Annotated in this window: 23 protein-coding genes; 12 read left to right on the top strand and 11 right to left on the bottom strand. The window is 69.5% G+C overall.

From position 1 onward, the window contains the following. Nucleotides 1-51 precede the first annotated feature (51 nt). Nucleotides 52-321 (bottom strand): 30S ribosomal protein S20, encoded by a 270-nt coding sequence (gene rpsT / locus ACTMTI_RS07760; RefSeq protein ID WP_441119130.1) that lies wholly within the window; start codon nt 319-321, stop codon nt 52-54. A gap of 141 nt (nt 322-462) precedes the next feature. Next, nucleotides 463-1,458 carry a hypothetical protein gene (locus ACTMTI_RS07755; RefSeq protein WP_441119129.1) on the bottom strand — a complete coding sequence of 332 codons (996 nt, stop codon included), beginning with the start codon at nt 1,456-1,458 and terminating at the stop codon, nt 463-465. Nucleotides 1,459-1,513: 55 nt separating this feature from the next. Here ACTMTI_RS07755 and lepA point away from each other — a divergent pair, with 55 nt between their 5' ends. Both lepA and ACTMTI_RS07745 read left to right on the top strand, forming a co-directional pair. Then, the gene (gene lepA, locus ACTMTI_RS07750; RefSeq protein WP_441119128.1) at nt 1,514-3,340 is read left to right on the top strand and encodes a translation elongation factor 4; all 1,827 of its coding nucleotides are present in this window, start codon (nt 1,514-1,516) and stop codon (nt 3,338-3,340) included. 54 nt (nt 3,341-3,394) lie between these two features. After that, entirely contained in the window at nt 3,395-3,886 is a 492-nt protein-coding gene (locus ACTMTI_RS07745; RefSeq protein ID WP_441119126.1) for a GNAT family N-acetyltransferase, read from the top strand. 30 nt (nt 3,887-3,916) lie between these two features. On the opposite strand, the gene ACTMTI_RS07740 is transcribed toward ACTMTI_RS07745, so the two are convergent. Beyond that, the gene (locus ACTMTI_RS07740) at nt 3,917-5,368 is read right to left on the bottom strand and encodes a DUF6297 family protein (RefSeq protein WP_441119124.1); all 1,452 of its coding nucleotides are present in this window, start codon (nt 5,366-5,368) and stop codon (nt 3,917-3,919) included. A 190-nt stretch (nt 5,369-5,558) separates the two neighbouring features. Beyond that, nucleotides 5,559-6,182, bottom strand: coding sequence for a heme ABC exporter ATP-binding protein CcmA (gene ccmA, locus ACTMTI_RS07735; protein WP_441119123.1), 624 nt, complete (start codon nt 6,180-6,182; stop codon nt 5,559-5,561). Between the two features lie 128 nt (nt 6,183-6,310). Between ccmA and ACTMTI_RS07730 the strand changes: the two genes are divergently transcribed. Further along, nucleotides 6,311-6,607 carry a hypothetical protein gene (locus ACTMTI_RS07730; RefSeq protein ID WP_441119122.1) on the top strand — a complete coding sequence of 99 codons (297 nt, stop codon included), beginning with the start codon at nt 6,311-6,313 and terminating at the stop codon, nt 6,605-6,607. Between the two features lie 10 nt (nt 6,608-6,617). After that, nucleotides 6,618-7,367, top strand: coding sequence for an MOSC domain-containing protein (locus ACTMTI_RS07725; RefSeq protein ID WP_441119120.1), 750 nt, complete (start codon nt 6,618-6,620; stop codon nt 7,365-7,367). Nucleotides 7,368-7,441: 74 nt separating this feature from the next. On the opposite strand, the gene ACTMTI_RS07720 is transcribed toward ACTMTI_RS07725, so the two are convergent. Both ACTMTI_RS07720 and ACTMTI_RS07715 read right to left on the bottom strand, forming a co-directional pair. After that, complete coding sequence (locus tag ACTMTI_RS07720; protein WP_441119118.1) at nt 7,442-8,683, bottom strand: glycoside hydrolase family 18 protein; 1,242 nt, start codon at nt 8,681-8,683, stop codon at nt 7,442-7,444. A gap of 66 nt (nt 8,684-8,749) precedes the next feature. Continuing rightward, nucleotides 8,750-9,958 (bottom strand): styrene monooxygenase/indole monooxygenase family protein, encoded by a 1,209-nt coding sequence (locus ACTMTI_RS07715; protein ID WP_441119117.1) that lies wholly within the window; start codon nt 9,956-9,958, stop codon nt 8,750-8,752. A 93-nt stretch (nt 9,959-10,051) separates the two neighbouring features. Between ACTMTI_RS07715 and hemW the strand changes: the two genes are divergently transcribed. After that, a complete protein-coding gene (hemW, locus tag ACTMTI_RS07710) occupies nt 10,052-11,272 on the top strand; it encodes a radical SAM family heme chaperone HemW (protein WP_441119116.1) in 1,221 nt (406 codons plus the stop codon). Here the strand turns inward: hemW and ACTMTI_RS07705 are convergent. The 3 genes from ACTMTI_RS07705 to ACTMTI_RS07695 are packed head-to-tail and all read right to left on the bottom strand — an operon-like array spanning nt 11,269 to nt 13,351. Beyond that, entirely contained in the window at nt 11,269-12,030 is a 762-nt protein-coding gene (locus tag ACTMTI_RS07705; RefSeq protein WP_441119115.1) for a DUF4870 domain-containing protein, read from the bottom strand. The genes hemW and ACTMTI_RS07705 overlap by 4 nt on opposite strands. After that, a complete protein-coding gene (locus ACTMTI_RS07700; RefSeq protein ID WP_441119114.1) occupies nt 12,027-12,833 on the bottom strand; it encodes a DUF3097 domain-containing protein in 807 nt (268 codons plus the stop codon). The genes ACTMTI_RS07705 and ACTMTI_RS07700 overlap by 4 nt, the downstream gene beginning before the upstream one ends. A gap of 17 nt (nt 12,834-12,850) precedes the next feature. Continuing rightward, nucleotides 12,851-13,351 carry a hypothetical protein gene (locus ACTMTI_RS07695; RefSeq protein WP_441119113.1) on the bottom strand — a complete coding sequence of 167 codons (501 nt, stop codon included), beginning with the start codon at nt 13,349-13,351 and terminating at the stop codon, nt 12,851-12,853. A gap of 525 nt (nt 13,352-13,876) precedes the next feature. Between ACTMTI_RS07695 and hrcA the strand changes: the two genes are divergently transcribed. From hrcA to ACTMTI_RS07680, 3 genes are read left to right on the top strand one after another with little or no spacing between them, the layout of a single operon-like run. Further along, nucleotides 13,877-14,890 (top strand): heat-inducible transcriptional repressor HrcA, encoded by a 1,014-nt coding sequence (hrcA, locus tag ACTMTI_RS07690; protein ID WP_441119112.1) that lies wholly within the window; start codon nt 13,877-13,879, stop codon nt 14,888-14,890. Between the two features lie 11 nt (nt 14,891-14,901). Next, nucleotides 14,902-16,041, top strand: a complete 1,140-nt coding sequence (dnaJ, locus tag ACTMTI_RS07685) for a molecular chaperone DnaJ (RefSeq protein ID WP_441119111.1) — start codon at nt 14,902-14,904, stop codon at nt 16,039-16,041. 1 nt (nt 16,042) lies between these two features. Then, nucleotides 16,043-16,768 carry a 16S rRNA (uracil(1498)-N(3))-methyltransferase gene (locus ACTMTI_RS07680; RefSeq protein WP_441119110.1) on the top strand — a complete coding sequence of 242 codons (726 nt, stop codon included), beginning with the start codon at nt 16,043-16,045 and terminating at the stop codon, nt 16,766-16,768. A gap of 16 nt (nt 16,769-16,784) precedes the next feature. Here the strand turns inward: ACTMTI_RS07680 and ACTMTI_RS07675 are convergent, their stop codons facing one another. Continuing rightward, nucleotides 16,785-17,435 (bottom strand): hypothetical protein, encoded by a 651-nt coding sequence (locus ACTMTI_RS07675; RefSeq protein ID WP_441119108.1) that lies wholly within the window; start codon nt 17,433-17,435, stop codon nt 16,785-16,787. Further along, nucleotides 17,432-17,944: a SigE family RNA polymerase sigma factor gene (locus ACTMTI_RS07670; RefSeq protein WP_080047132.1), complete on the bottom strand. Its 513-nt coding sequence runs from the start codon at nt 17,942-17,944 to the stop codon at nt 17,432-17,434. The genes ACTMTI_RS07675 and ACTMTI_RS07670 overlap by 4 nt, the downstream gene beginning before the upstream one ends. Nucleotides 17,945-18,223: 279 nt before the next feature. Here ACTMTI_RS07670 and ACTMTI_RS07665 point away from each other — a divergent pair, with 279 nt between their 5' ends. The 4 genes from ACTMTI_RS07665 (at nt 18,224) to ACTMTI_RS07650 (ending at nt 21,521) form a co-directional block, all read left to right on the top strand. Continuing rightward, nucleotides 18,224-18,568 carry a histidine triad nucleotide-binding protein gene (locus tag ACTMTI_RS07665; RefSeq protein ID WP_441119106.1) on the top strand — a complete coding sequence of 115 codons (345 nt, stop codon included), beginning with the start codon at nt 18,224-18,226 and terminating at the stop codon, nt 18,566-18,568. Between the two features lie 135 nt (nt 18,569-18,703). Then, nucleotides 18,704-19,744, top strand: coding sequence for a PhoH family protein (locus ACTMTI_RS07660; RefSeq protein WP_441119104.1), 1,041 nt, complete (start codon nt 18,704-18,706; stop codon nt 19,742-19,744). Continuing rightward, complete coding sequence (gene ybeY / locus ACTMTI_RS07655) at nt 19,741-20,217, top strand: rRNA maturation RNase YbeY (protein WP_441119102.1); 477 nt, start codon at nt 19,741-19,743, stop codon at nt 20,215-20,217. Before ACTMTI_RS07660 ends, ybeY begins: the two co-directional genes overlap by 4 nt. Next, nucleotides 20,214-21,521 (top strand): hemolysin family protein, encoded by a 1,308-nt coding sequence (locus tag ACTMTI_RS07650; protein WP_441119101.1) that lies wholly within the window; start codon nt 20,214-20,216, stop codon nt 21,519-21,521. The genes ybeY and ACTMTI_RS07650 overlap by 4 nt, the downstream gene beginning before the upstream one ends. The last annotated feature ends 219 nt before the right edge of the window (nt 21,522-21,740 follow it).

Raw genomic sequence — 21,740 nt, 5'->3', positions numbered from 1 at the left:
AAACGAGAACGCCGCACCCTATGGGGGTGCGGCGTTTCTAGAAAGCAGTGCTTACTTGGCGGCCAGCGCCGCAGCCTGCTTGGCGATCGCGGACTTGCGGTTGGCGGCCTGGTTCTTGTGGATGACGCCCTTGCTGACGGCCTTGTCGAGCTGGCGGGCCGCGGCCCGCTGCAGCGCTGCGGCCTGCGCGACGTCGCCCTGCTCGGCGGCCTCGCGGAACTTGCGGACGGCCGTCTTCAGAGAGGACTTGACCGCCTTGTTGCGCAGACGAGCCTTCTCGTTCTGCTTGTTGCGCTTGATCTGGGACTTGATGTTCGCCACGAAGAAGCCTCGGTGAAGGTCTGGGTGATGGATGGGGCGCGCGGGCTCGAGAGAGGGCGCGCCACACGCAGTTGAACAGGTTACCAAATAATCCAGGCGGCTGCTCAAGTCAACAGCCTGGGCACATGGGTCTGTTCTCCGTCAGTGTACGGTCATCCAGCGGGTCATGTACTCATGCCAGTCCTCTTCGGTGGCCGCGAAGTCCACGTACAAGGCCAGGCCGAAGCGCTCGCGGCGGCCGTGGTCCGACAGGGCCAGGCGGGCGCCCTCGGCCGCCATCGCCACGCTCTCGGCGTTGTCGGCCCAGGCGATGCCGTGATCGTGATAGGCCGGGGCGCCGATGAACACGGACTTCTCCTCGGGGACGAGGTCCAGGGCCAGCCCGGTCTGCCTGGCCACATAGCCGCCGTAGAGGGACTGAAGGGGCGTGAAGGAGTCGTAGGTCATGATGGCGACCTGGTCGACCCGGCGCACGACCTGCTGGAAGTAGCCCTCGGACCAGTATTTGTCGTGGCTCAGGATCGCCCTCGCGGCCAGCCGCATTCCCAGGTACGGCTCGATCTGCGGGACCGAGGTGGACAAAAGCTTCGTGTGCTGCCTGGTCCTGTCCAGCAGATCCAGGAATTCCGTGTCGCCGTCGCCGATCGGCTCGAAGTTGTAGTGGATGCCGTCGTAGCCCTGCTTCATGATGGCGGCGACGCCGGCCAGGACGTTCTCGCGGGACTTCGGGTCGTCGAGGTCGAGGCCGTTCTTGACGGCCTGGCCGAGCCAGGCGGAGACGCGGACGGCGGGAAGGTGCTTATGCATCCACTTCACGAAATTTCCCGCGTTGGGGTATTTAGTGGGATCTAAGCTGCCGTCCCACTCGAAAGGGCCGGAGTGGACGTACACGTCCTTGATCCCCGTGGCGCGCAACCGTACGGCCAGCTGCTCGACATCGCCCTCCGTACGGCGGCCGTCCACCCACATGTGGCCCAGCCACAGGGCGTCGTTACCTGTGCTCTTCGCCCAGGCCGCTGGGGCACCGGTAAACTGAAGGCGGAGCGCGGCGGCGAGGAGGCCGACCAGCGCCGCCACGATGACCAAGGCAAGCGCGACCAGGCGCAGGCCGCGGCGGATGACGGTTCGGGCAATCACCCGGGCATGTCACCATGAAAGACGCTTGACCTCAACCCTGTCGAAACGGACTTCGGTGCGCACTCAGCCTGGCCAGACCGACCCCGCGTTGATCCGCAACTTCTGCATCATCGCGCATATCGACCACGGCAAGTCGACCCTTGCCGACCGGATGCTGCAGATCACCGGCGTGGTCGACGACCGCTCCATGCGCGCCCAATATCTCGACAGGATGGACATCGAGCGCGAGCGCGGCATCACGATCAAGTCGCAGGCCGTTCGGCTGCCGTGGGACGGTCACGTGCTCAACATGATCGACACTCCCGGGCACGTCGACTTCACCTACGAGGTGTCCCGGTCGCTGCAGGCGTGCGAGGGCGCGGTCCTGCTGGTCGACGCGGCCCAGGGCATCGAGGCGCAGACGCTGGCCAACCTCTACCTGGCCATGAACGCCGACCTGCACATCATCCCGGTCCTCAACAAGATCGACCTGCCTGCCGCGCAGCCGGAGAAGTTCGCCGAGGAGCTGGCCGGGCTGATCGGCTGCGAGCCCTCCGACGTGCTCAGGGTGTCGGGCAAGACCGGGGAGGGCGTGCGCGAGCTGCTCGACCACGTGGTCCAGACGGTCCCCGCGCCGGTCGGCAACGCCGACACGGCCGCCCGGGCGCTGATCTTCGACTCCGTCTACGACACCTACCGCGGCGTGGTGACGTATGTCCGGGTCATCGACGGGCATCTCGGCAAGCGCGAGCGCATCCTCATGATGTCCACCATGGCCACCCACGAGACGCTGGAGATCGGCGTCATCTCGCCCGAGCCCAAGGTCTCCGACCGCGGTCTCGGCGTCGGCGAGGTGGGCTACCTCATCACCGGTGTGAAGGACGTGCGCCAGTCGCGCGTCGGTGACACGGTCACCTCGGCGGCCAAGCCGGCCGGCGAGATGCTGGCCGGTTACGAGCACCCGAAGCCGATGGTGTTCTCGGGGCTCTATCCGATCGACGGCGACGAATATCCGGAGCTGCGCGAGGCGCTCGACAAGCTCCAGCTCAACGACGCCGCGCTGGTCTACGAGCCGGAGACGTCGGCCGCGCTCGGGTTCGGGTTCCGGGTGGGCTTCCTCGGGCTGCTGCACATGGAGATCGTGCGCGAGCGGCTGGAGCGCGAGTTCGGGCTGTCGCTGATCTCGACGGCGCCCAACGTCGTCTACCGCGTCGTCATGGAGGACGGCAAGGAGCTCACGGTCACCAACCCGTCGGAGTTCCCGACCGGCGGCAAGATCGCGCAGGTCTTCGAGCCGGTCACCAAGTCCACCATCCTGGCGCCGGCCGAGTTCATCGGCGCCATCATGGAGATCTGCCAAGGGCGGCGCGGGCAGCTCCTCGGCATGGACTACCTGTCGGAGGACCGCGTCGAGATCCGCTACACGCTGCCGCTCGGCGAGATCATCTTCGACTTCTTCGACCAGCTCAAGTCGCGCACCCGTGGTTACGCCTCGCTCGACTACGAGCCGGCGGGGGAGCTGGAGTCCGAGCTGGTCAAGGTGGACATCCTGCTGCAGGGCGAGCCCGTCGACGCCTTCAGCGCGATCGTGCACAAGGACAAGGCCTACACGTACGGCGTGGACATGGCGAAGAAGCTGCGCGAGCTGATCCCGAGGCAGCAGTTCGAGGTGCCGATCCAGGCCGCCATCGGGGCCAGGGTCATCGCCCGCGAGAACATCCGCGCCATCCGCAAGGACGTCCTCGCCAAGTGCTACGGCGGCGACATCTCCCGCAAGCGCAAGCTGCTGGAGAAGCAGAAGGAAGGCAAGAAGCGGATGAAGATGGTCGGGCGCGTCGAGGTGCCCCAGGAGGCCTTCGTCGCCGCACTGTCCACCGACTCCGGCGGCGACAAGAAGAAGTAGCGTTCAGGGGTTCACTTCGTGTCGCCTTTCAAGCGGTATCGATAGCCTGAATGCATGGAAGTGGTGCAGACGGCGCGGATGCTCCTATACCGGGTCACGGTCCACGATCTTGCCTCCGTCCACGAGATTCACTCCGATCCCCGTACGAACGTGTACAACCCCGCCGGTCCCACGCTCGGCCTGGAGTCGAGCCGGGCCATGCTGGATCTGTGGCTGGCCGACTGGGACGAGCGCGGGCTCGGCTACTGGGCGGCGCGGCCCCTGGGAGAGCCGCAGGTGCTCGGCTTCGGCGGGCTGCGCCACAGCGTCCTCGACGGGAACGAGGTGCTCAACCTCTACTACCGCTTCCGGCCGTCGGCGTGGGGCCAGGGGTACGCCCTGGAGCTTGCCGAGGCGGCACTGCGCCTCGGCAAGGGTTTGGGGACGATCGTGGCCGTGATCCGCGACGTCAACGTGCCGTCACGGAGGGTGGCGGAGCGGGTGGGGATGCGGAAGGACCGCACGATCCCGTACGGGGGCGTACCGAGCGACGTGTACGTCGCCTGAAGGCGAAATCGGCAGCCCCCGCCGATGGGTTCACTCGGACGTGCGCGCCCGCCACACGTAACCCCCCAGCGCCGCCACGCCGAGCACGGCCTGGGCCGCCAGGAACGCGCCCGGCTCGGCCGGCTGGAGCGCCCATGCCGCCGCGGCGGGCAGGCACCCGATCAGCGCCAGGTCCACGCCGGTGGCCGCCCAGATCAGCGGCCCGGTCGGGATCGCGCCGCCCGGTGTGTCGATGACCGGCAGCGAGTGGTCGATCGGGCCCCGCCGAGCCATCCGCAGGGCGCCGGCGGCCAGCGCGGGAGCGGCCAGCAACCCGAACAGCCACCCCCACGCGCCGAATCCCGCCCCACCCGCTGCTGCCGCGTCGCGTACAGCGCCACCGGTCAGGGTCAGGGCGCCCAGTGCCACGGCTGTCCAGGCGCCGCTGAGCAGCGCCGGCAGCACCGCGCGGGCCGCCAGCACCGGGCGGTGACCCACGCCGATCAGCCGGGCCAGCGCGGGGTTGTCGCGGTCCCGGCGGGCGCCCGACGCGCTCGCGGCCGCCACGGCCAGCCCTCCCGCCAGCAGCGCCGCCCCGAGCAGCGCCGGAGCGCCGCCCGCCTGAGCCAGCACGGCGGGCAGCGCGGCCATCGCGAACAGCGTCGCCAAGCGCCCCGGCCTGCGGGCCAGCCGGCGCCAATCCTGCCAGGCCGGCGCCAGGGGCGCGGGCAGCGGCGGCCACTGTCGCGAGGCGAGCTTCCTGGCCCGCCAGTGGTTGTCCTCGGCGATCCAGGTGAGCGCGCCGGGGTCGAGGCCGACGGCCGCGTTCGCCGCGTGTCCCGCCCGGGTCGAGGTCGTCAGGATGTCGCGGGCGGGGATCCTGTCGAGCGCTGCCGACGCCTGCCGGACCAGCAGGGCCGCGACCACGGCGGCGGCGGAGGCGGCGGCCGTCACCGCCTGGAGGGGCGCGCTCGCGGCGATGGCCAGCACCGTACGGGCCTGGCCGCTCACCGCCACCGCCGCCAGCACCAGCAGCGCGACCAGCGCGGCCGTCAGCCAGACCTGCCATGACTGGGACGCCTGCGCGAGCACCGCCAGCGCCATCGCCGCCACGCTCGCCGACACGCCCAGCGCGAGCGCGCCGAGCAGCCGCCACACGAGCTGATCGGGCGCGCCGAGCACGGCCAGCGCCCCCAGGCCGAGCACCGCGCCCGCGGCCACCGCGACCATGAGCAACGTCCGACCGGCACGTCCGAGCAGATGCCGCCGGTTCAGCGGCGAGAGCAGCAGCCAGGACGCGTCGGCGGGGGACAGCACCACGGGCCCGGCGGCGCGGGCCGCGGCCAGGAAACCGGCCAGCGCGAGCGCGACCAGCGCCGCCCCCGCACTCATGCGCGCCGGATCGACCGGACCGGCCAGCTCCGCCAGCACGCCGGACACGGGTCGGCCGGCCACGGCGAGGACCATCACCACACAGAAGCCGGTGATGTAACGATCGAGCATGGTTGAGTTTGATCGGGCGGCCCGGCCGCGAGAGCGCACGAACGCCCGCACCGAACGCACGCCGGCCTCGGACCCGGTCATGCCTCTGCCCCGATCCCGCTGCTCGTCAGGCCGACGTGCCGGCTGATGGAGGGCGTTCCGGTGATGCGCGCCCTGAAGCTCGTGGGGCGGGCCGCGGCGGGCCGGAGGCTCATGCGACCACCCCTGATGGCGAGATCTGGCGGGCGCGGGCGGCCAGACCCGGGTCGTGCGTGGCCGTGACCACGGTGCCGCCCTCGTTCGTGTAGTCGTCGAACAGGTCTGCCAGGCGTACCCGGAAGTCGGCGTCCAGGCCGCGTTCCGGCTCGTCGAGCAGCAGCAACGTGCTCGGCCTGAGCAGCGCGGCGGCCAGCGAGAGGCGCTGGCGCTGCCCCGTGGACAGGTTCAGCGGCGCCGCGTCGGCCCGCTCGCCCAGGGAGAACACCTCCAGCGCCGCCTCGACCGTCAGGCGAGCCTGCGGATATACGGCGGCCATCAGCTCCAGGTGCTCGCGTGCGGTCAGGCCCGGATACCAGGCGGGTTCGTCGATCAGGAGCGCGACGCGGCGCCAGAAGGCGGTGTCGTCGGCGGGCGGCTCTCCGAAGACCCGGACCTCGCCGGAGGTGGCGGGCTGGAGTCCGGCCAGGCAGCGCAGCAGGGTGGACTTGCCGGAACCGTTCGGGCCGACCACCGCGACGATCTCGCCGGGGGTCACGGTCAGCTCCATTCCCTGCAGCACGGGGTTGCCGCCGAGCTCGACCGTGAGGTCGTCGGCATGGATGATCAAGTCGTACACCGTTCGAGCGTAGCCAGCCGGGCCGGCGATCGCGCGGAGTGGACGCATGGGTCCTCGCGGGCGTACGGGTTTTGTCGGTGCCGCCGTCTACTTTCTATTACCGAACACCTGTGCGACTGGAGGGTGACGTGATTGCTTCTGAGCGATTCGAGCGGGCCGCGGTGCTTGGGGTGGCTGTGGCCGAGGAGACCCGGCGGCTGCTGAGACTTCATGTGGATGCGGCAGGAGCGGAGGGGGACGACGGGACGGTGCTGGTGGATGTGCCCTATCCCGACGCCGCGGTCGTCGCGGCGCTGCTCGACGTGGCCGCCGAGTGTTTCGGCGAGCGGGGTGACTCGGTCGAGGAGGTCAGGCAGGCGGCGCTGGAGACGCTGTTACAGCTTGCCGGGTTCGACGCCGAGTCCCAGCTCAACTCGGGTGGTTGAGCGTGCTCTCATGGAGCGCTTCGCACCGGCCGGGGTGCCGCTGAGCCTGCTCACCGACGGAGCCGCCCAGGACGGATATCCCGATGCTCTTGGAGAGTCTTTCGGTTACCGTCCGGGTATGCGGATTCTCTCGGTGAACGTCGGCACGTCGGTCGAGGCTGAGTGGGCGGGGAAGATGGGGCGCACGGCGATCGACAAGCGGGCGGTTGCGCACCGGGTCGGAGTGCTCGCCAACGGGCTCTCCGGGGACGAGCGGGCCGACCAGGAAAGTCATGGTTCGCCCGAGCATGCCGTCTACGCCTACGCCAGGGAGGACTACGACTGGTGGGAGGGCGAGCTCGGCCGGGAGGTGCGTGACGGGCGATTCGGGGAGAACCTCACGACCGCCGGCCTCGACGTCAACGGCGCCGTGGTCGGTGAGCGGTGGCGGGTGGGCAGCGCCGTGCTGGAGGTGACCGGCCCCCGCATACCGTGCGTGGTGTTCCGCAACTGGATGGACGAGCGCGGGTGGATCAAGCGGTTCGCCGCGGCGGCGCGCCCCGGGGCGTACCTGAAGGTGGTCGAGCTCGGTGAGCTGGGCGCCGGCGACGATGTGGAGATCGTCTCGCGTCCCGCAATCGGAGTGACGGTAGCCGACTGGTTCCGCGCCCACCACGGGGATCAGGACGCGCTGCGCCGCATCCTGGCCGTTCCCGGGCACGAAAGCCGGTGGGACGAGGTGGCGGAAAGGGTGCTGGGCGTGGAGCGGGAGGCCGGGTAGGGGGACGCCTGCGACGGGCCGCGTTCAGCGGACCGTCGCAGGTAGCGGGTTCCGCACCTACCCGGCCGGGGCCGCTAGCGCAGGACCGAGTAGAGCGCCGAGGTGAGCGAGGCGCGGGCGTCGTCCTGGTCGATCGACCACATCATCGACCCGCCCAGCCCCTTGAGCCGGATGTAGGCCGCCTTCTGCAGCATCATCGCCGGATCGTCGTACGACCAGAACTCGTTCCCGTCGTACAGCCACATCGCCCCGGTGCGCACGTCCCTGTAGCGCTTGCCGGGCTTGTTCACCAGGTCCTTGTAGTCCTCCGAACCCGGAGCCCACTTGCCGGGAGCGGGACCGGTGGACGGCTTGTACACGCCGTCGCCGCCGGTGACGCCGGTCCAGCCCTGGCCGTACGCGGGGACGCCGACCACGATCTTGCGCCCGGGTGCGCCACGGGACAGGTAGTCGCGGACGGTCTGGTCGACGCTGTACCTGACCGGGTTCGGGTCGCGCCGGTCGGTGAACAGGTTGCCGTTGTGCCCGGTCTGCGGCTCCCACGGGCCGTGCAGGTCATACCCCTGGACGGTGGCGAAGTCGAGTGCCTTGAACACGCGCCGCACCTCGAACCCGGCGTCGATCTTGGCTGCCGCGGCCGGCAGGAAGGCCGTGAGCTGGGCGCCCGCCGAGTACGCCGTGAGCTGCTTGCGCAGCTCCTCCACGAACAGCGTGAAGTTCTGCTTGTCCTCAGGCCGGATGACGTTCCCGTCGGCACCGGACGAGCCCGGCCATTCCCAGTCCAGGTCGATCCCGTCGAACACGCCGTCCGCCGCGCCCGGCTCCAGCCCCGGCAGGTTGCCGCGCAGCCACAGGTCGACGCACGAGCCGGCGAGCGCGGCGCGGGACTCGGGGGTGAGGACCGCGTCGGAGAAGTGCTTCGACCCGGTCCAGCCGCCCAGCGAGATCAGGACCTTGAGCCCCGGGTGCTTGGCCTTGAGCTTGCGAAGTTGGTTGAGGTTGCCGTTCAGCGCCTGGCCCGGCGCGTCGGCCACGCCGTCCACGCTCTGCTCGGCGGACACCGGCCGCTGCCAGTCCGCCCATGGGTCGGCCGAGTAGCACGAGCCCTCGGCGTTGACGAAGCCGAACGCGTAGTTCAGGTGCGTGAGCTTGGCCGCGGCACCCGTCGTGTCCACGTCCTTGACGTGGTAGTCGCGGCCGTACACACCCCATTGGATGAAGTACGCCACGCGCTTGAAACCAGTCTGGGCCTCGGCGGGCACGGAGAACGCCGTGAAGCCGAGAATGAGTGAGAGGGTGAGCAGGATCTTCTTCACCGAACGTCTCCGGAAGCCTCAACTTTTAGGAAACTTTCCTAAAAGTTGAGGCGATCGTAGAGCGCTTCAGACCAGGGCGTCAACGAGCCGGCCCATCTCCTCCGGGCTGGACAGCACCGCCCAGTTGCCCGCGGGGTCGGTGAACAGCTCCAGCACCAGGTTGGCCACCTCCGTCCGGGTCGCGGCGGCCGACAGCAGGCCGATGATGTGGTCGGCGGGCGGCCCCAGGAACGAGTTGGTCCACTCGGTGACCGGCCCGGCCGCCTCCTCCCACATCCGGTCCGCGGTGGCGCGGGCGAAGGTGACGTCGTACGGACCGCCCTCCGCGATCATCTCCGCCGCGATCCAGGCGCAGGCCGAGCCGAGGTTGGCGCCCTGTCCCGTGATCGGGTCGTTGGTGATCCAGGCGTCGCCGATCGCCAGGGCGATGCGCCCGCTGGGCAGCTTGGCCACCGGCTCCCGCACCGTCGGCGTGATCGCGCCCTGCAAGACGTCGTCGGGCCCGGTCAGCTCGAACTCGGCCGCATCGATCAGCTCCCGCAGGTGCGGCGCGTGCTCGGCGATCGTCGCGAGCAGCGTGGGACCGGCCTCGGCCGGGTCCATCCGGGTGAGCGGCTCGAACGGCCCGCCGGGTATCGCCTCGACCACGATCGTGGAGACCACGCCGTGCCGCGTCATCATCGGCATGCGGAAGATCTCGCCGTAGCCGGACATGACGTTGTAGCCGAAGGTCGTGCTGGGCCGCACGCCGTGGAACAAGCCGGCGAACAGCCTGCGCTGCGGGTTGTCGTACGGCGAGCGGGCGGCATCGCGCGGGAACAGCTCGGCCACCGAGCGCCGCCCCGCCGCCACGACCATGAGCTCGTGCCCCTGCGACCAGCGATCCACCTGCGCCGCATCCGGCGCCGCGCCGGTCACGACGATCCGCCCGCCGCGGCGGGCGAAATCCTCCATGAGCGCGGGCAGCAGCAGACGGAAGTCGGCCACGTGGGACGGGTCCAGTAACCGCGCGCTGAACTTCAGCGGCGGCACCCCTGTGATGGCGAAGTCGGCCGCGTCCATCAGGCACGCCGGGTCGGCGTAGTGCTCGCAGCCCAGATGCCTTTCCCGCGCCCGGGTCAGCCACGTCCTGGCCACCGTGTTGGGCAGCCGCCCCGAACGCATGGACTCCGCGTCGCCCTCGCTGTAGAGCGTCGCCTCGACGCCGAGCTGCTGCAGCCGCAGCGCGAGGGTCAACCCCGAGATCCCCGCGCCCACGATGCCGATGCCTGCCATGTGTCATCCCCCTTTTGATCGGTCAGGCACCAGTGGACGGCACCGCTCTTGTGACCGACTTGGAGCACTCTTGAGGTCAGGCAAACTGGAAGCGTGCCATCGACCCTGCCTGACGGCGATCCCGCGCCCACCTCGGGCGAGCTGCCCGAGAGCGCCATGAGCGGCCTCGGCGAGCGTCCGTTCGGCTTCTACGTGCACGTGCCCTTCTGCGTGACCCGCTGCGGCTACTGCGACTTCAACACCTACACCGCCAGTGAGCTGGGCCCCGGCGCCTCGCATCAGGACTACGCGGACACGGTCGTCGCGGAGATCCGCCTGGCGCGCCGCGTTCTGGGGGCCGCTGACCTGCCGGTGGAGACGGTGTTCTTCGGCGGCGGCACGCCCACCCTGCTGCCTCCGGAGGACCTGGCCAGGATCCTGGCCGCGATCGACTCCGAGTTCGGGCTGCGGCCGGACGCCGAGGTCACCACGGAGGCCAACCCCGAGTCCGTGGACCCCTCCTACCTGGAGAAGCTCCGCCACGGCGGGTTCAACAGGATCAGCTTCGGCATGCAGAGCGTACGCGAGCACGTGCTGCGCGTCCTCGACCGCGGGCACACGCCGGGCAGGGCGGCGGCGGCCGTCCGCGAGGCCAGGAAGGCCGGGTTCGAGCACGTCAACCTGGATCTGATCTACAGCACGCCGGGCGAGTCGGACGACGACTGGCGGGCCTCGCTGGCCGCGGCGATCGAAACCGGGCCCGACCACGTGTCGGCGTACTCGCTGATCGTCGAGGAGGGCACCAGGCTGGCCGCCAGGATCAGGCGCGGCGAGCTGCCGATGCCCGACGACGACGTGGCCGCCGACCGCTACCAGATCGCCGACGAGATGCTGGCGGCGGCCGGGTTCCGCTGGTACGAGGTGTCCAACTGGGCCACTTCCGACGACGCGCGATGCCGGCACAACCTGCTCTACTGGACCGGCGGCGACTGGTGGGCCGCAGGACCGGGCGCGCACAGCCACGTCGGCGGCACCCGCTGGTGGAACGTCAAGCACCCGGCCGCCTACGCGCAGCGGCTGGCCGCGCACGCCTCGCCCGCCCACGCCCGCGAGGTGCTCGACGCCGAGGACCGCGCGGCCGAGCGGCTGATGCTGGAGCTGCGGCTGTCCTCCGGTTATCCGCTGGCCGAGGTGCCGGCCGGGGCGCGTACGGCCGTGGCGAGCGCCCTGGCGCGCGGCCTGCTGGAGCCCGAGCCGTTCAAGGGGGGCCTGATGGTGCTCACGCTGAAGGGGCGGCTGCTGGCCGACGCCCTCATCAGAGATCTCCTCGTCTAAGTGATCATGCGGATGGCGAACGGGTAGCGGTAGTTCTCGCCCCGCTGGGCGGCCATGGCGGCCTGGATGTGGAAGATCAGGGACAGGATCCAGATGATGGGCATCAGGAAGAACCCGATGAAGATCACCATCAGGATGCCGGAGACGATATAGCCGATGAACATGGTGATCTGGAAGTTGAGCGCCTCCGCCGCCTGGTCCCTGACGTAGGGGGACTCGTCCTTCTTCATCAGGTAGATGATCAGCGGGCCGATCCAGGAGACCAGCAGGCCGAGGAGGTGCGAGAGCATCGCCATCGTGGTGTCGTCGCTACCCGGGCGGGGGCCGTACCTGCCGGGGACGTACGGCTCTCCCGGGCCCGGGGCGTAACCGTAGCCGGGCGGCCGTGGCGCGGCGCCGTAACCGGGTGGCGGGCCATAGCCGGGCTGGGAGCCTGACTGCGGGCCATAACCGGGTGGCGGACCGTAGCCGGGCTGGGAGCCCGACTGCGGGCCATAGCCGGGCTGCTGGCCGTATCCCGGCTGCTGGCCGTAAGAGGGCGGCTGCTGCCCATATCCGCCGTATTGCTGCCCATAGCCGGGTGGCGGGCCGTAACCGGGCTGCGAGCCTGGTTGCTGGCCGTAGCTGGGCTGTGAGCCTGGTTGCTGACCGTACCCTGGCTGCTGAAAGCCGGGGTCCCCGTGCTGTGGGATGTCCGAAGGGGACACATGACGGGTGGCGTCGTCGTCGGGTGGTGGCTGCGGCGGGTCCTGGCTCATGATGCCTCCGTAACGAAGTCGATCAATTCCTCGACCCGGCCGAGCAACTCCGGCTCCAGGTCTGTGTACGTCGAGACGGCGCCGAGAATCCGCCGCCACGCGTCCGCGGGCTCCATCCGCCAGCCCAGGGCGGCGAGCACGCCCTCCTTCCATGGCACCCCGCGCGGCACGTCCGGCCAGGCCGGGATGCGCAGAACGGAAGGCTTGACCGCCTGCCAGATGTCGATGTACGGATGCCCCACCACGAGCACGTCCGGCGAAGTGATCTGGGCGGCGATCCTGCTCTCCTTGGAGCCGGGCACGAGGTGGTCCACCAGCACCCCCAACCGGCGCCCCGGCTCGGGACCGAACTCGGCCACGATGGCCGGCAGATCGTCCACGCCTTCCAGGTATTCGACCACGACGCCCTCGACCCGCAGATCATGGCCCCAGATCTTCTCCACCAGCGCGGCGTCGTGCACGCCTTCGACGTAGATCCGGCTCTCCCTGGCCACCCTTGCCCGCAGCCCCTCCACGGCGATGGAGCCCGACGCGCTGCGCCGGGGTCCCGCGGGGGCCGCCGCCGGGCGTACCAGGGTCACGGGCTTGCCTTCCAGCAGGAACGCGGCCGGCGCGAGCGGGAACAGCCGGCGCCTGCCGAACCGGTCCTCGAGCGTGACGGCTTCCTTGTCACAACTCACCACCGCGCCGCAGAAGCCGCTGTCGGCGTCCTCCACGACGAGGTCCAGCTCGGCGGGCACCTTCGGGATCTTGCCCTTGCCCGGCCGCCGCCAATTCTCCGCAAGCACATCGCCCTCGTACACACGGGGACCGTAGCAAATCACCCGCCGACTGCAAGGCGCTTACGGGAGGCCTTGCGGCGCATGAGGACGACAACGGTTCCGATGATGGCGATGAGCAGTCCGGCGCCGGGAATCAGGAACAGCGCGGCCAGCCCCCCGGCGACTCCGCCCACGGCGGCGGTCACGGGGCGGCCCACGCCGTAACGTACGGTCGCCTGCTCCTCGTTGGTGCAGGTCAGCTGATAGTCACCCTTGGCGGGCGCATTGATCACCAGGATCTGCTCCCACACGGTGCTGCCCAAGGTGATCGTCTGGGAGCCGGTGGTCTTGGCGAGCTTGGCCGGGCCAGGTCCGCCGGAGATCTCGCACTCGTAGCGGACGGCGGCGTTGCTGGCGAGATAGATGACCGGCTTGTCGGCCGGGTCGATCGGCACGGTGACGCTCTCACCCGACGCGAACGTCTTGGTCGGCGCCAGGTCGGAGACGCTGCTGCCCACGCCGCCGATGAACACGGCCACACCGGCGACCGCGCACACCACGGCCACTCCCCAGGCGAGCGCTATCCACCACAGGCTGGGCTTGATGGCTTTGGTATCAATTCGCGGCGGATATTGGGGTTGTTGGCCGTATTGTCCGTACTGAGGAGGCAGGCCGAACTGCTGCTGCGCATCGTACTGAGGTGGCGGACCGTAACCAGGCGGCGGCCCGTAGCCGGGCTGCGATCCCGGTTGTGGTCCGTAGCCCGGTTGTGAGCCAGGCTGAGGGCCGTAGCCGGGCTGGGAGCCGGGTTGTGGTCCGTAGCCCGGTTGTGAGCCAGGCTGAGGGCCGTAGCCGGGTTGTGGCTGACCCTGGTAGGGACCCTGCCCTGGCGGGGGGCCGTACGACGGCGGACGAGAATCGTCGGTCATGTGCGCAAGTGTGAGGGCTGTCGCTTGTAAGTGGCTAGCAACAGGATGGGACCGGTGTTATCGCACCTTGTGGGCGAGAGCCGTACACTTGGCACTCGGGAACACAGAGTGCTAGGCGCCGCGTTCCTGAGTAAGGCGAAGGCAGGAGGTGAGCACGTGCTCGACGATCGGAAACTTGCGGTGCTCCGCGCCATTGTCGAAGACTACGTGTCCACCAACGAACCGGTGGGCTCCAAGGCGCTTGCCGAGCGCCACAACTTGAAGGTCTCCCCGGCGACGGTCAGGAACGACATGGCCGCGCTGGAGGAGGAGGGCTACATCACGCAGCCGCACACCAGCGCGGGACGCGTGCCGACGGACAAGGGATACCGCCTCTTCGTCGACAGGCTCTCGCAGGTCAAGCCGCTGTCGTCGGCCGAGCGCAGGGCGATCGAGACGTTCCTCGCCGGCGCGGTCGACCTCGACGACGTGGTCACCCGCACGGTCCGGCTGCTCGCGCAGCTGACCAGGCAGGTGGCGGTGGTGCAATACCCGACGCTGACGCGTTCGACGGTCCGGCACGTCGAGCTGGTGCCGCTGAGCGACCGGCGGGTCATGCTCGTCCTGATCACCAACACCGGCCGCGTGGAGCAACGCGTGATCGAGCTGCCCGAGGTGGTGGAGGACGCCCGCATCGCGCACCTGCGCGCGGTGCTCAACGCCTGCCTCGACGGATGCGGCCTGAGCACCGTGCCCGAGCTGGTTTCCGACCTGCCGGAGCGGCTGCCGGTCGCGGACCGCCCGGCGGCGGCCACGATCTTGTCGGTGCTGCTCGAGACGCTGGTCGAACGGCACGACGAGAAGATCGTGTTCGCCGGCGCGGCCAACCTCGCGGGCGCCGACTTCTCCGTCGGCCTGCGTGACGTGCTGGAGGCGCTGGAGGAGCAGGTCGTGCTCATGCGGCTGCTCGGCGAGACGTCCGCGGACGCGCCGTCCACGCTCACCGTGCGCATCGGCTCGGAAAACCCCTACCTGCAAGGCACATCCGTCGTCGCGACCGGGTACGGTTCTGGCGACAACCAACTGGCCCGGCTCGGCGTGCTGGGACCCACCAGGATGGACTATCCCGTGACGATGGGCGCCGTGCGCGCGGTGGCTCGCTACGTCAGCCAGATCCTGGCTGCATCATAAGAGGTCGATAAGTGGCAAACAGTGACTACTACGCCACCCTCGGGGTGCGGCGTGACGCCAGTCAGGACGAGATCAAGAAGGCGTATCGCAGGCTCGCCCGCGAGCTGCACCCCGACGTGAATCCTGATCCTGAGACCCAGGAGCGGTTCAAGGAGATCACGCAGGCCTACGAGGTGCTGTCGGACCCGAACAAGCGCCAGATGTACGACCTGGGCGGCGACCCCTTCGGCGGCGCGGGAGCAGGCGCCGGCGCCGGAGGATTCGGGGCGGGCTTCCCGTTCAGCGACATCATGGACGCCTTCTTCGGCACGGCGGCGGGCGCCCGCGGGCCCCGCACACGTGCCCGCCGGGGTCGCAACGCCACCATCCGGGTCGAGCTCGACCTGCGCGAGACCGCGTTCGGCACCACCCGCGAGCTGGTCGTCGACACGGCCGTGCTCTGCGAGGTCTGCCACGGCGCGGGCGCCGCGCCGGGCACGCACCCCGACACCTGTGACATGTGCAACGGGCGCGGCGAGATCTCCCAGGTCACCCGCTCGTTCCTGGGCCAGGTCATGACCTCGCGGCCGTGCCCGCAGTGCGGCGGTTTCGGCTCCATCATCCGCCACCCCTGCCAGGAGTGCTCCGGCGACGGCCGCGTGCGGACCCGCCGTACGATCAAGGTCCGCATCCCCGCGGGCGTCGAGGACGGCACCCACATCCAGCTCGCCGGCGAGGGCGAGATCGGCCCCGGCGGCGGCCCTCCCGGAGACCTGTTCCTGGAGATCGTCGAGCGGGCCCACGAGATCTTCGAACGGCGCGGCGACGACCTCCACTGCACCGTCCAGATCCCGATGACGGCCGCCGCGCTCGGCACCATTCTCACGGTGGAGACCCTCGACGGCGCCGAGGAGATCGACGTCCGGCCCGGCACGCAGTCCGGCCAGGTCATCACCATGTACGGGCGCGGCGTCCAGCGGCTCAACGAGTCCGGCAGGGGCGACCTGCTGATCCACGTCAATGTCGAAACCCCGACCCGCCTTGACGCCGCGCAGGAGGAACTGCTGCGCGAGCTGGCCAAGCAGCGGGGAGAGGAGCGCCCGCCCGGCAAGTTCGCACCGGGGCAGCAGGGTTTTTTCTCCCGCCTGCGCGACGCTTTTAACGGCAGGTGACGTGACCGTTCCGGTGTTCCTGGCCCGGGAGCTCGGCGGCGCTGAGCTGACCCTGGACGGCCCGGAGGGACGGCACGCGGCCTCCGTGCGACGGCTGCGGGCCGGAGAGCGGGTCGATCTGACCGACGGAGTCGGCACGGTCGCCGAATGCGTCGTACGCGAGGTGCTGAAGGACGCGCTCAGGCTCGACGTGATCGGCCGCTACGAGGTCGCGGCGCCGCAGCCGCGGCTGGTCGTCGTCCAAGGGCTGCCCAAGGGCGACAGGGGCGAGCTGGCGGTCGAGATGATGACCGAGGCGGGCGTTGACGTGATCGTGCCCTGGGCGGCCGCGCGCTGCGTCACGCAGTGGAAGGGCGACAAGGTCGCCAAAGGGCTGCACAAGTGGCGCTCGACGGCTCGCGAGGCGGGCAAACAGGCCCGCAGGTTCCATCTGCCCGAGGTGACCGAACCCGCCACCACAGCTCAGGTCGAGGCGCTGCTGGCCGGCGCGGCACTGGGGCTGGTGTTGCACGAGGAGGCGGCCGAGCCGCTCTCGGGCGTGGCGCTGCCCGCCGGGGGCGACATCGTGGTGGTCGTGGGCCCTGAGGGCGGCGTCACGGAGGATGAGCTGGAGCGGTTCAAAGCCGCCAAGGCCGTGCCCGTGCTGCTGGGGACCACGGTCCTGCGTACGTCCACGGCGGGGGTGGCGGCGGCGGCCGTGCTGCTCACGCGTACCGGGCGCTGGTAAAGCGCGCTGAGGGGATTCAGGGCGTCGTGGGGGAGACGTCCACGAGCGGGCTGGCCAGTTCGGTGGCCCCGTCGGTCGCGTCGTCGGGCGGGCACTCCTCAGGGGGGCACGCGGAGGGCTGCTCGGTCGGCTCCACGTCGGTCGGCGTCGGCGAGGGCGAGGCCGTGGGGCAGTCCGCCGCAGTCTCCACTGGCACGGTCGACGGGCACTCACTCGACGTGGGCGTGGGAGACGGCGACGGCGACGGCGACGGCCTGCTGGTCGAGTCGGCCGTCTTGGCGGGCCGCGGGGACGGGGTCCGGGAAACCTCAGGGGGGAGCACGTTCGGATGCTGCTCGTGCGTCGGATCAGCCGACGGCGGCTGCTGTGAACGGGTGGTGGAGGAGTTGGACGGGATCTTGGAGCTCTCGTCGTTGATCTGCTGGACGGGCTTCTGCTCGATGATCTGCGAGCGCAACTCGGGAACGGCCATCACGATCGTTCCCGCCACCAGGACGGCGCTCGCGGCGGCCGCACCCGCCCGCCACCAGAACAGGTTGCGGACGCCGCGCCGCTCGATGCGGGCACGAATGATCTCCAGTCCGTCCGGCGAGGGCACGACCCCGTCCGCCTCCGCACGGAGGGCACGGCGCAGGAGATCGCCGTACTCGTCGGTGGGCTGGGTCATGACATTTTCTCCAGGACGGATCGCAAGGCGGCCATACCGCGTGCCGTGTGGCTCTTGACCGCGCCCTTGCTGATGCCCATGGCGTGGGCGATCTCAGCTTCGGACAGATCACCGTAGTAGCGCAGAACCAGTGCTTCTCTCTGACGGGTCGGCAGGGCACGTAACGCCTCGATGACAGCGGAGCGTTCCAGCTCCCCGATGGCGCCGTTCTCGGCGCTCGGAGCGTCGGGGAGGCCCTTGGGAGCGTACTTCTCGACGACCGCGCGGTGACGCAGCACGGAACGGGACCGGTTGACGACGGATTGACGGAGGTAGGCGAGTGCTTTGTCGGGGTCACGCAGCCTACGCCAGGCGCCATGGATGGCGACGAACGCATCCTGCACGACTTCCTCAGCGGTTGCTATGTCGCGTACGAGCAACACAGCGAGACGCACCAATGACCGGAAGTGCGCGCTGTAGAGCGCGGTAACAGCCATGTCGGCATCCCACCCGACCGGCACCGCCCCCATCGACCTGTCGGCCAGGAGGGTTTCGGTGGTCACATCAGTGGGACGCGCCGGCTTCCCAGAGGGTTTACGCTCTTCCGGTTCTTGAGGTTTCCCCGGTTCCTTAGGGTGCATTACCCAGTCGTGTTCCTCGCCAGGTGGCGCTCGCCCGACCCTGAATCGTGTTTTTCTTTGAAGTGTCGCACACTCACCCTAACCGCGTGGATCTTCCCACGCACGACACCGATGATTACCGATTCGCAACGGACTCGCTGACACGAGGCGCCTCGATAGGGTACTGCTGTGAACGACTGCCTCTTCTGCAAAATCGTGGCCAAGGAAATCCCGGCGGAGATCGTCTACGAGACCGACAGGGCGCTGGCGTTCCGCGACATCAATCCTCAGGCACCCACGCACGTGCTGGTCATCCCCAAGGAGCACCACGCCGACGCGGCCGCGCTGGCCGAGGCCGATCGGGGGCTCGCCGACGACGTGCTCAAGGCCGCCCACGCGGTGGCCGTGCAGGAGGGCGTGGCCGACGGCGGCTACCGCGTGGTCTTCAACACCGGGCCCGGCGCCGGTCAGACCGTTTTCCACGTGCACGCCCACGTCCTGGGCGGCCGCGCGCTGACGTGGCCCCCCGGGTAACGGCGACCGAGCCCGCCTCACGGGGCGAGGCCATGAACGCTTGATATTGGCGCGAGCAATCGGGCTGGTCCCGGCTACCATGGGCGAAGAAGAACACCGAAAGAGACCGGGAGGCATCAGGCCGCTGGCCTGCCCATGTCCGAACTACACGAATCCCGCCGAACGGCACCTCCCACGCGCACTCAAGCCAAGGTGCTGATTCCGGACGAATACCCGATGGTCAGCCTCCTGGGCTCCCGTGACGAGCTATTGCGCGTCATCGAGGGCGCCTTCAGGGCCGACATCCACGTGCGGGGCAACGAGATCACCGTCACCGGCAGCCCGGACGAGAGCGGCACCGTGGTGCGGCTCTTCGAAGAGCTCGTCGAGGTGCTGCGCAGCGGTGGCGAGCTCACCCCCGACGCCGTCGAGCGCAGCATCGCGATGCTGCGCATGACCTCCGACCGTCCCGCCGAGGTGCTGTCCCTCGACATCCTCTCCTCGCGCGGGCGCACCATCAGGCCGAAGACCGTCAACCAGAAGCGCTACGTCGACGCGATCGACAACCATACGGTTGTGTTCGGCATCGGCCCCGCGGGCACCGGCAAGACCTATCTCGCCATGGCCAAGGCCGTGCGGGCGCTGCAGGAGAAGCGGGTCAACCGGATCATCCTGACCCGCCCGGCGGTCGAGGCGGGGGAGCGGCTGGGCTTCCTGCCTGGCACTCTCTACGAGAAGATCGACCCCTACCTGCGGCCGCTCTACGACGCGCTGCACGACATGGTCGATCCCGACTCGATCCCCAAACTGATGGCCGCGGGCACGATCGAGGTCGCGCCGCTGGCCTACATGCGGGGCCGCACGCTCAACGACGCGTTCATCATCCTCGACGAGGCGCAAAACTCCTCGGCCGAGCAGATGAAGATGTTCCTCACCAGGCTGGGCTTCAACTCCAAGATCGTGGTGACCGGTGACGTCACGCAGGTCGACCTGCCCTCGGGCACGGTGAGCGGGCTGCGGGTGGTCCAGGAGATCCTCGACGGCATCCCCGACATCCACTTCTCCCGGCTGACCAGCGCCGACGTCGTCCGTCACAAGCTGGTGAGCGAGATCGTGGACGCCTACGGGCGCTACGACGCCTCGCAGGCCACTCAGGAGCCGAAGCCCCTCCAGCACCGAGGGAAACGGCGACCGTGAGCATCGAGATCAACAACGAGTCCGGCGTCGGCGTCGACGAGGAAGACCTCGTCGCGCTGGCCGCCCACGTGCTCGGCGAGATGGGCATCAACCCGCTCGCCGAGCTGTCCATCGTGGTGGTCGACGAGGACGCCATGGCCGAGCTGCACGAGAAGTGGATGGGCGAGCCGGGTCCGACCGACGTGCTGTCCTTCCCGATGGACGAGCTGCGGCCCGGTGGCGGCGCGCGCGGCGACTCCGAGAGTCCCACCGACCCGGCGCTCCTCGGCGACATCGTGCTCTGCCCGCACGTGGCCGCCAGGCAGGCGGAGGAGGCCGGGCACAGCACGGCGGACGAGCTCGAGCTGCTGTGCACTCACGGCATCCTGCACCTTCTCGGCTACGATCACGCCGAGCCGGAGGAGCACAAAGAGATGTTCGGACTGCAGGCTCGGCTCCTCGAGTCCTGGCAGGAGGTGCGCAACCCGCGGTGAACGCCTGGTTGCTGTCGGCCATCGTCCTTGTCGTCATCGGTGGCCTGATCGCCAGTGCGGAAACGGCACTGACGCGCATCTCCCGGGTGCGCGCCGAGGAATACGTGCGCGAGGGCCGCCGCGGCGCGGTGCGGTTGCAGGCCATCGAGAACGACCCGTCTCGCTACCTCAACCTGCTCCTGCTGCTCAGGCTGAGCTGCGAGCTGATCGCCACGGTCATCGCGACGCTGCTGTTCATCGATGTCATGCACGACCAGGGCTGGGCCTACGTCTGGGCCGCGGTCGTGATGATCGTGATCAGTTACGTCGTGGTCGGCGTGATGCCCCGAACGCTGGGCCGTCAGCACGCCGAGCCGGTCGCGCTGGCCAGCGCCCCCATCGTGTACGGCCTGACGCGCATCTTCGGCCCCCTGCCCAAGCTGCTCATCCTGCTCGGCAACGCCCTGACCCCCGGCAAGGGGTTCCGCGACGGCCCGTTCACCTCGGAGGCCGAGCTGCGTGACCTGGTCGACCTGGCCGAGGAGCGCCGGGTGATCGAGCCGGACGAGCGCGAGATGATCCACTCGGTCTTCGAGCTGGGCGACACGCTGGTGCGCGAGGTCATGGTGCCCCGCACCGACATGGTCTACATCGAGCGCGGCAAGACCATCAGCCAGGCCCTGTCGCTGGCGCTGCGCAGCGGCTTCTCCCGCATCCCGGTCGTGGGCGAGAACGAGGACGACGTCGTCGGCATCGCCTACCTCAAGGACATCGCCCGCAAGATCCACGAGTCGGGCGAGGGAGGCGGCAAGGAGCCGGTCGAGTCGATCATGCGTTCGGCCGCGTACGTTCCTGAGAGCAAGCCGATCGACCAGCTCATGCGGGAGATGCAGGCCAGACAGATCCACATGGCCATCGTCATCGACGAATACGGCGGGACCGCCGGGCTGGTCACGATCGAGGACGTGCTGGAGGAGATCGTCGGTGAGATCACCGACGAATACGACCAGGAGGCCCCGCGCGTCGAGACCATGCCCGACGGCGGTCTGCGGGTCACGGCCCGGATGCCGGTCGACGAGCTGGCTGAGCTGTTCGACACCGAGATCGACGTGGACGACGTGGAGACCGTGGGCGGGCTGCTCGCCCACGCGCTCGGCCGGGTGCCGATCGCCGGGTCGCAGGCGGAGGTGGCCGGGCTCACGCTCACCGCGGAGTCCCTCGCGGGCCGCCGCAACCGCATCAGCACGGTCGTCGCCCGCCGCGTCATCCCCCCAGAAGACGAGGTGGTCTCGCCGCCGCGCAACGCGATCAGCCCGTCGGCCTGACCCGCACAACCCAGCGACAAATGCCGCAAGTGTTCTACAAGTTTTCTGCAAGCCGGGTCCGGCACTCTCTAAATACGACATCCAGTGCGGTGGGTGTCAGAGAGGAAGCGTCCGTACGCCGGGTGGGGTTCGCGGCGGGGGATGCTTCCCGGGGGGACGACAGCGTCCTCGGCTGGGGGGCCGAGACGCTGATCGGCGTAAAGGGTGTTCTCATCCGGG

Source organism: Nonomuraea sp. H19, from assembly GCF_052068215.1.
GTDB lineage: Bacteria > Actinomycetota > Actinomycetes > Streptosporangiales > Streptosporangiaceae > Nonomuraea.
Note: the sequence above shows the minus strand (reverse complement) of the source record. Positions and strands in the feature narration are given on the sequence as shown.

Excerpts from the sequence above, each read along its gene's own strand:
- ACTMTI_RS07745 (WP_441119126.1), top strand. The coding sequence starts at position 3,395 with ATGGAAGTGGTGCAGACGGCGCGGATGCTCCTATACCGGGTCACGGTC.
- ACTMTI_RS07740 (WP_441119124.1), bottom strand. The coding sequence starts at position 5,368 with ATGCTCGATCGTTACATCACCGGCTTCTGTGTGGTGATGGTCCTCGCC.
- ACTMTI_RS07725 (WP_441119120.1), top strand. The coding sequence starts at position 6,618 with ATGGAGCGCTTCGCACCGGCCGGGGTGCCGCTGAGCCTGCTCACCGAC.
- ACTMTI_RS07715 (WP_441119117.1), bottom strand. The coding sequence starts at position 9,958 with ATGGCAGGCATCGGCATCGTGGGCGCGGGGATCTCGGGGTTGACCCTC.
- ACTMTI_RS07705 (WP_441119115.1), bottom strand. The coding sequence starts at position 12,030 with ATGAGCCAGGACCCGCCGCAGCCACCACCCGACGACGACGCCACCCGT.
- ACTMTI_RS07675 (WP_441119108.1), bottom strand. The coding sequence starts at position 17,435 with ATGACCCAGCCCACCGACGAGTACGGCGATCTCCTGCGCCGTGCCCTC.
- ACTMTI_RS07670 (WP_080047132.1), bottom strand. The coding sequence starts at position 17,944 with ATGGGGGCGGTGCCGGTCGGGTGGGATGCCGACATGGCTGTTACCGCG.
- ACTMTI_RS07660 (WP_441119104.1), top strand. The coding sequence starts at position 18,704 with ATGTCCGAACTACACGAATCCCGCCGAACGGCACCTCCCACGCGCACT.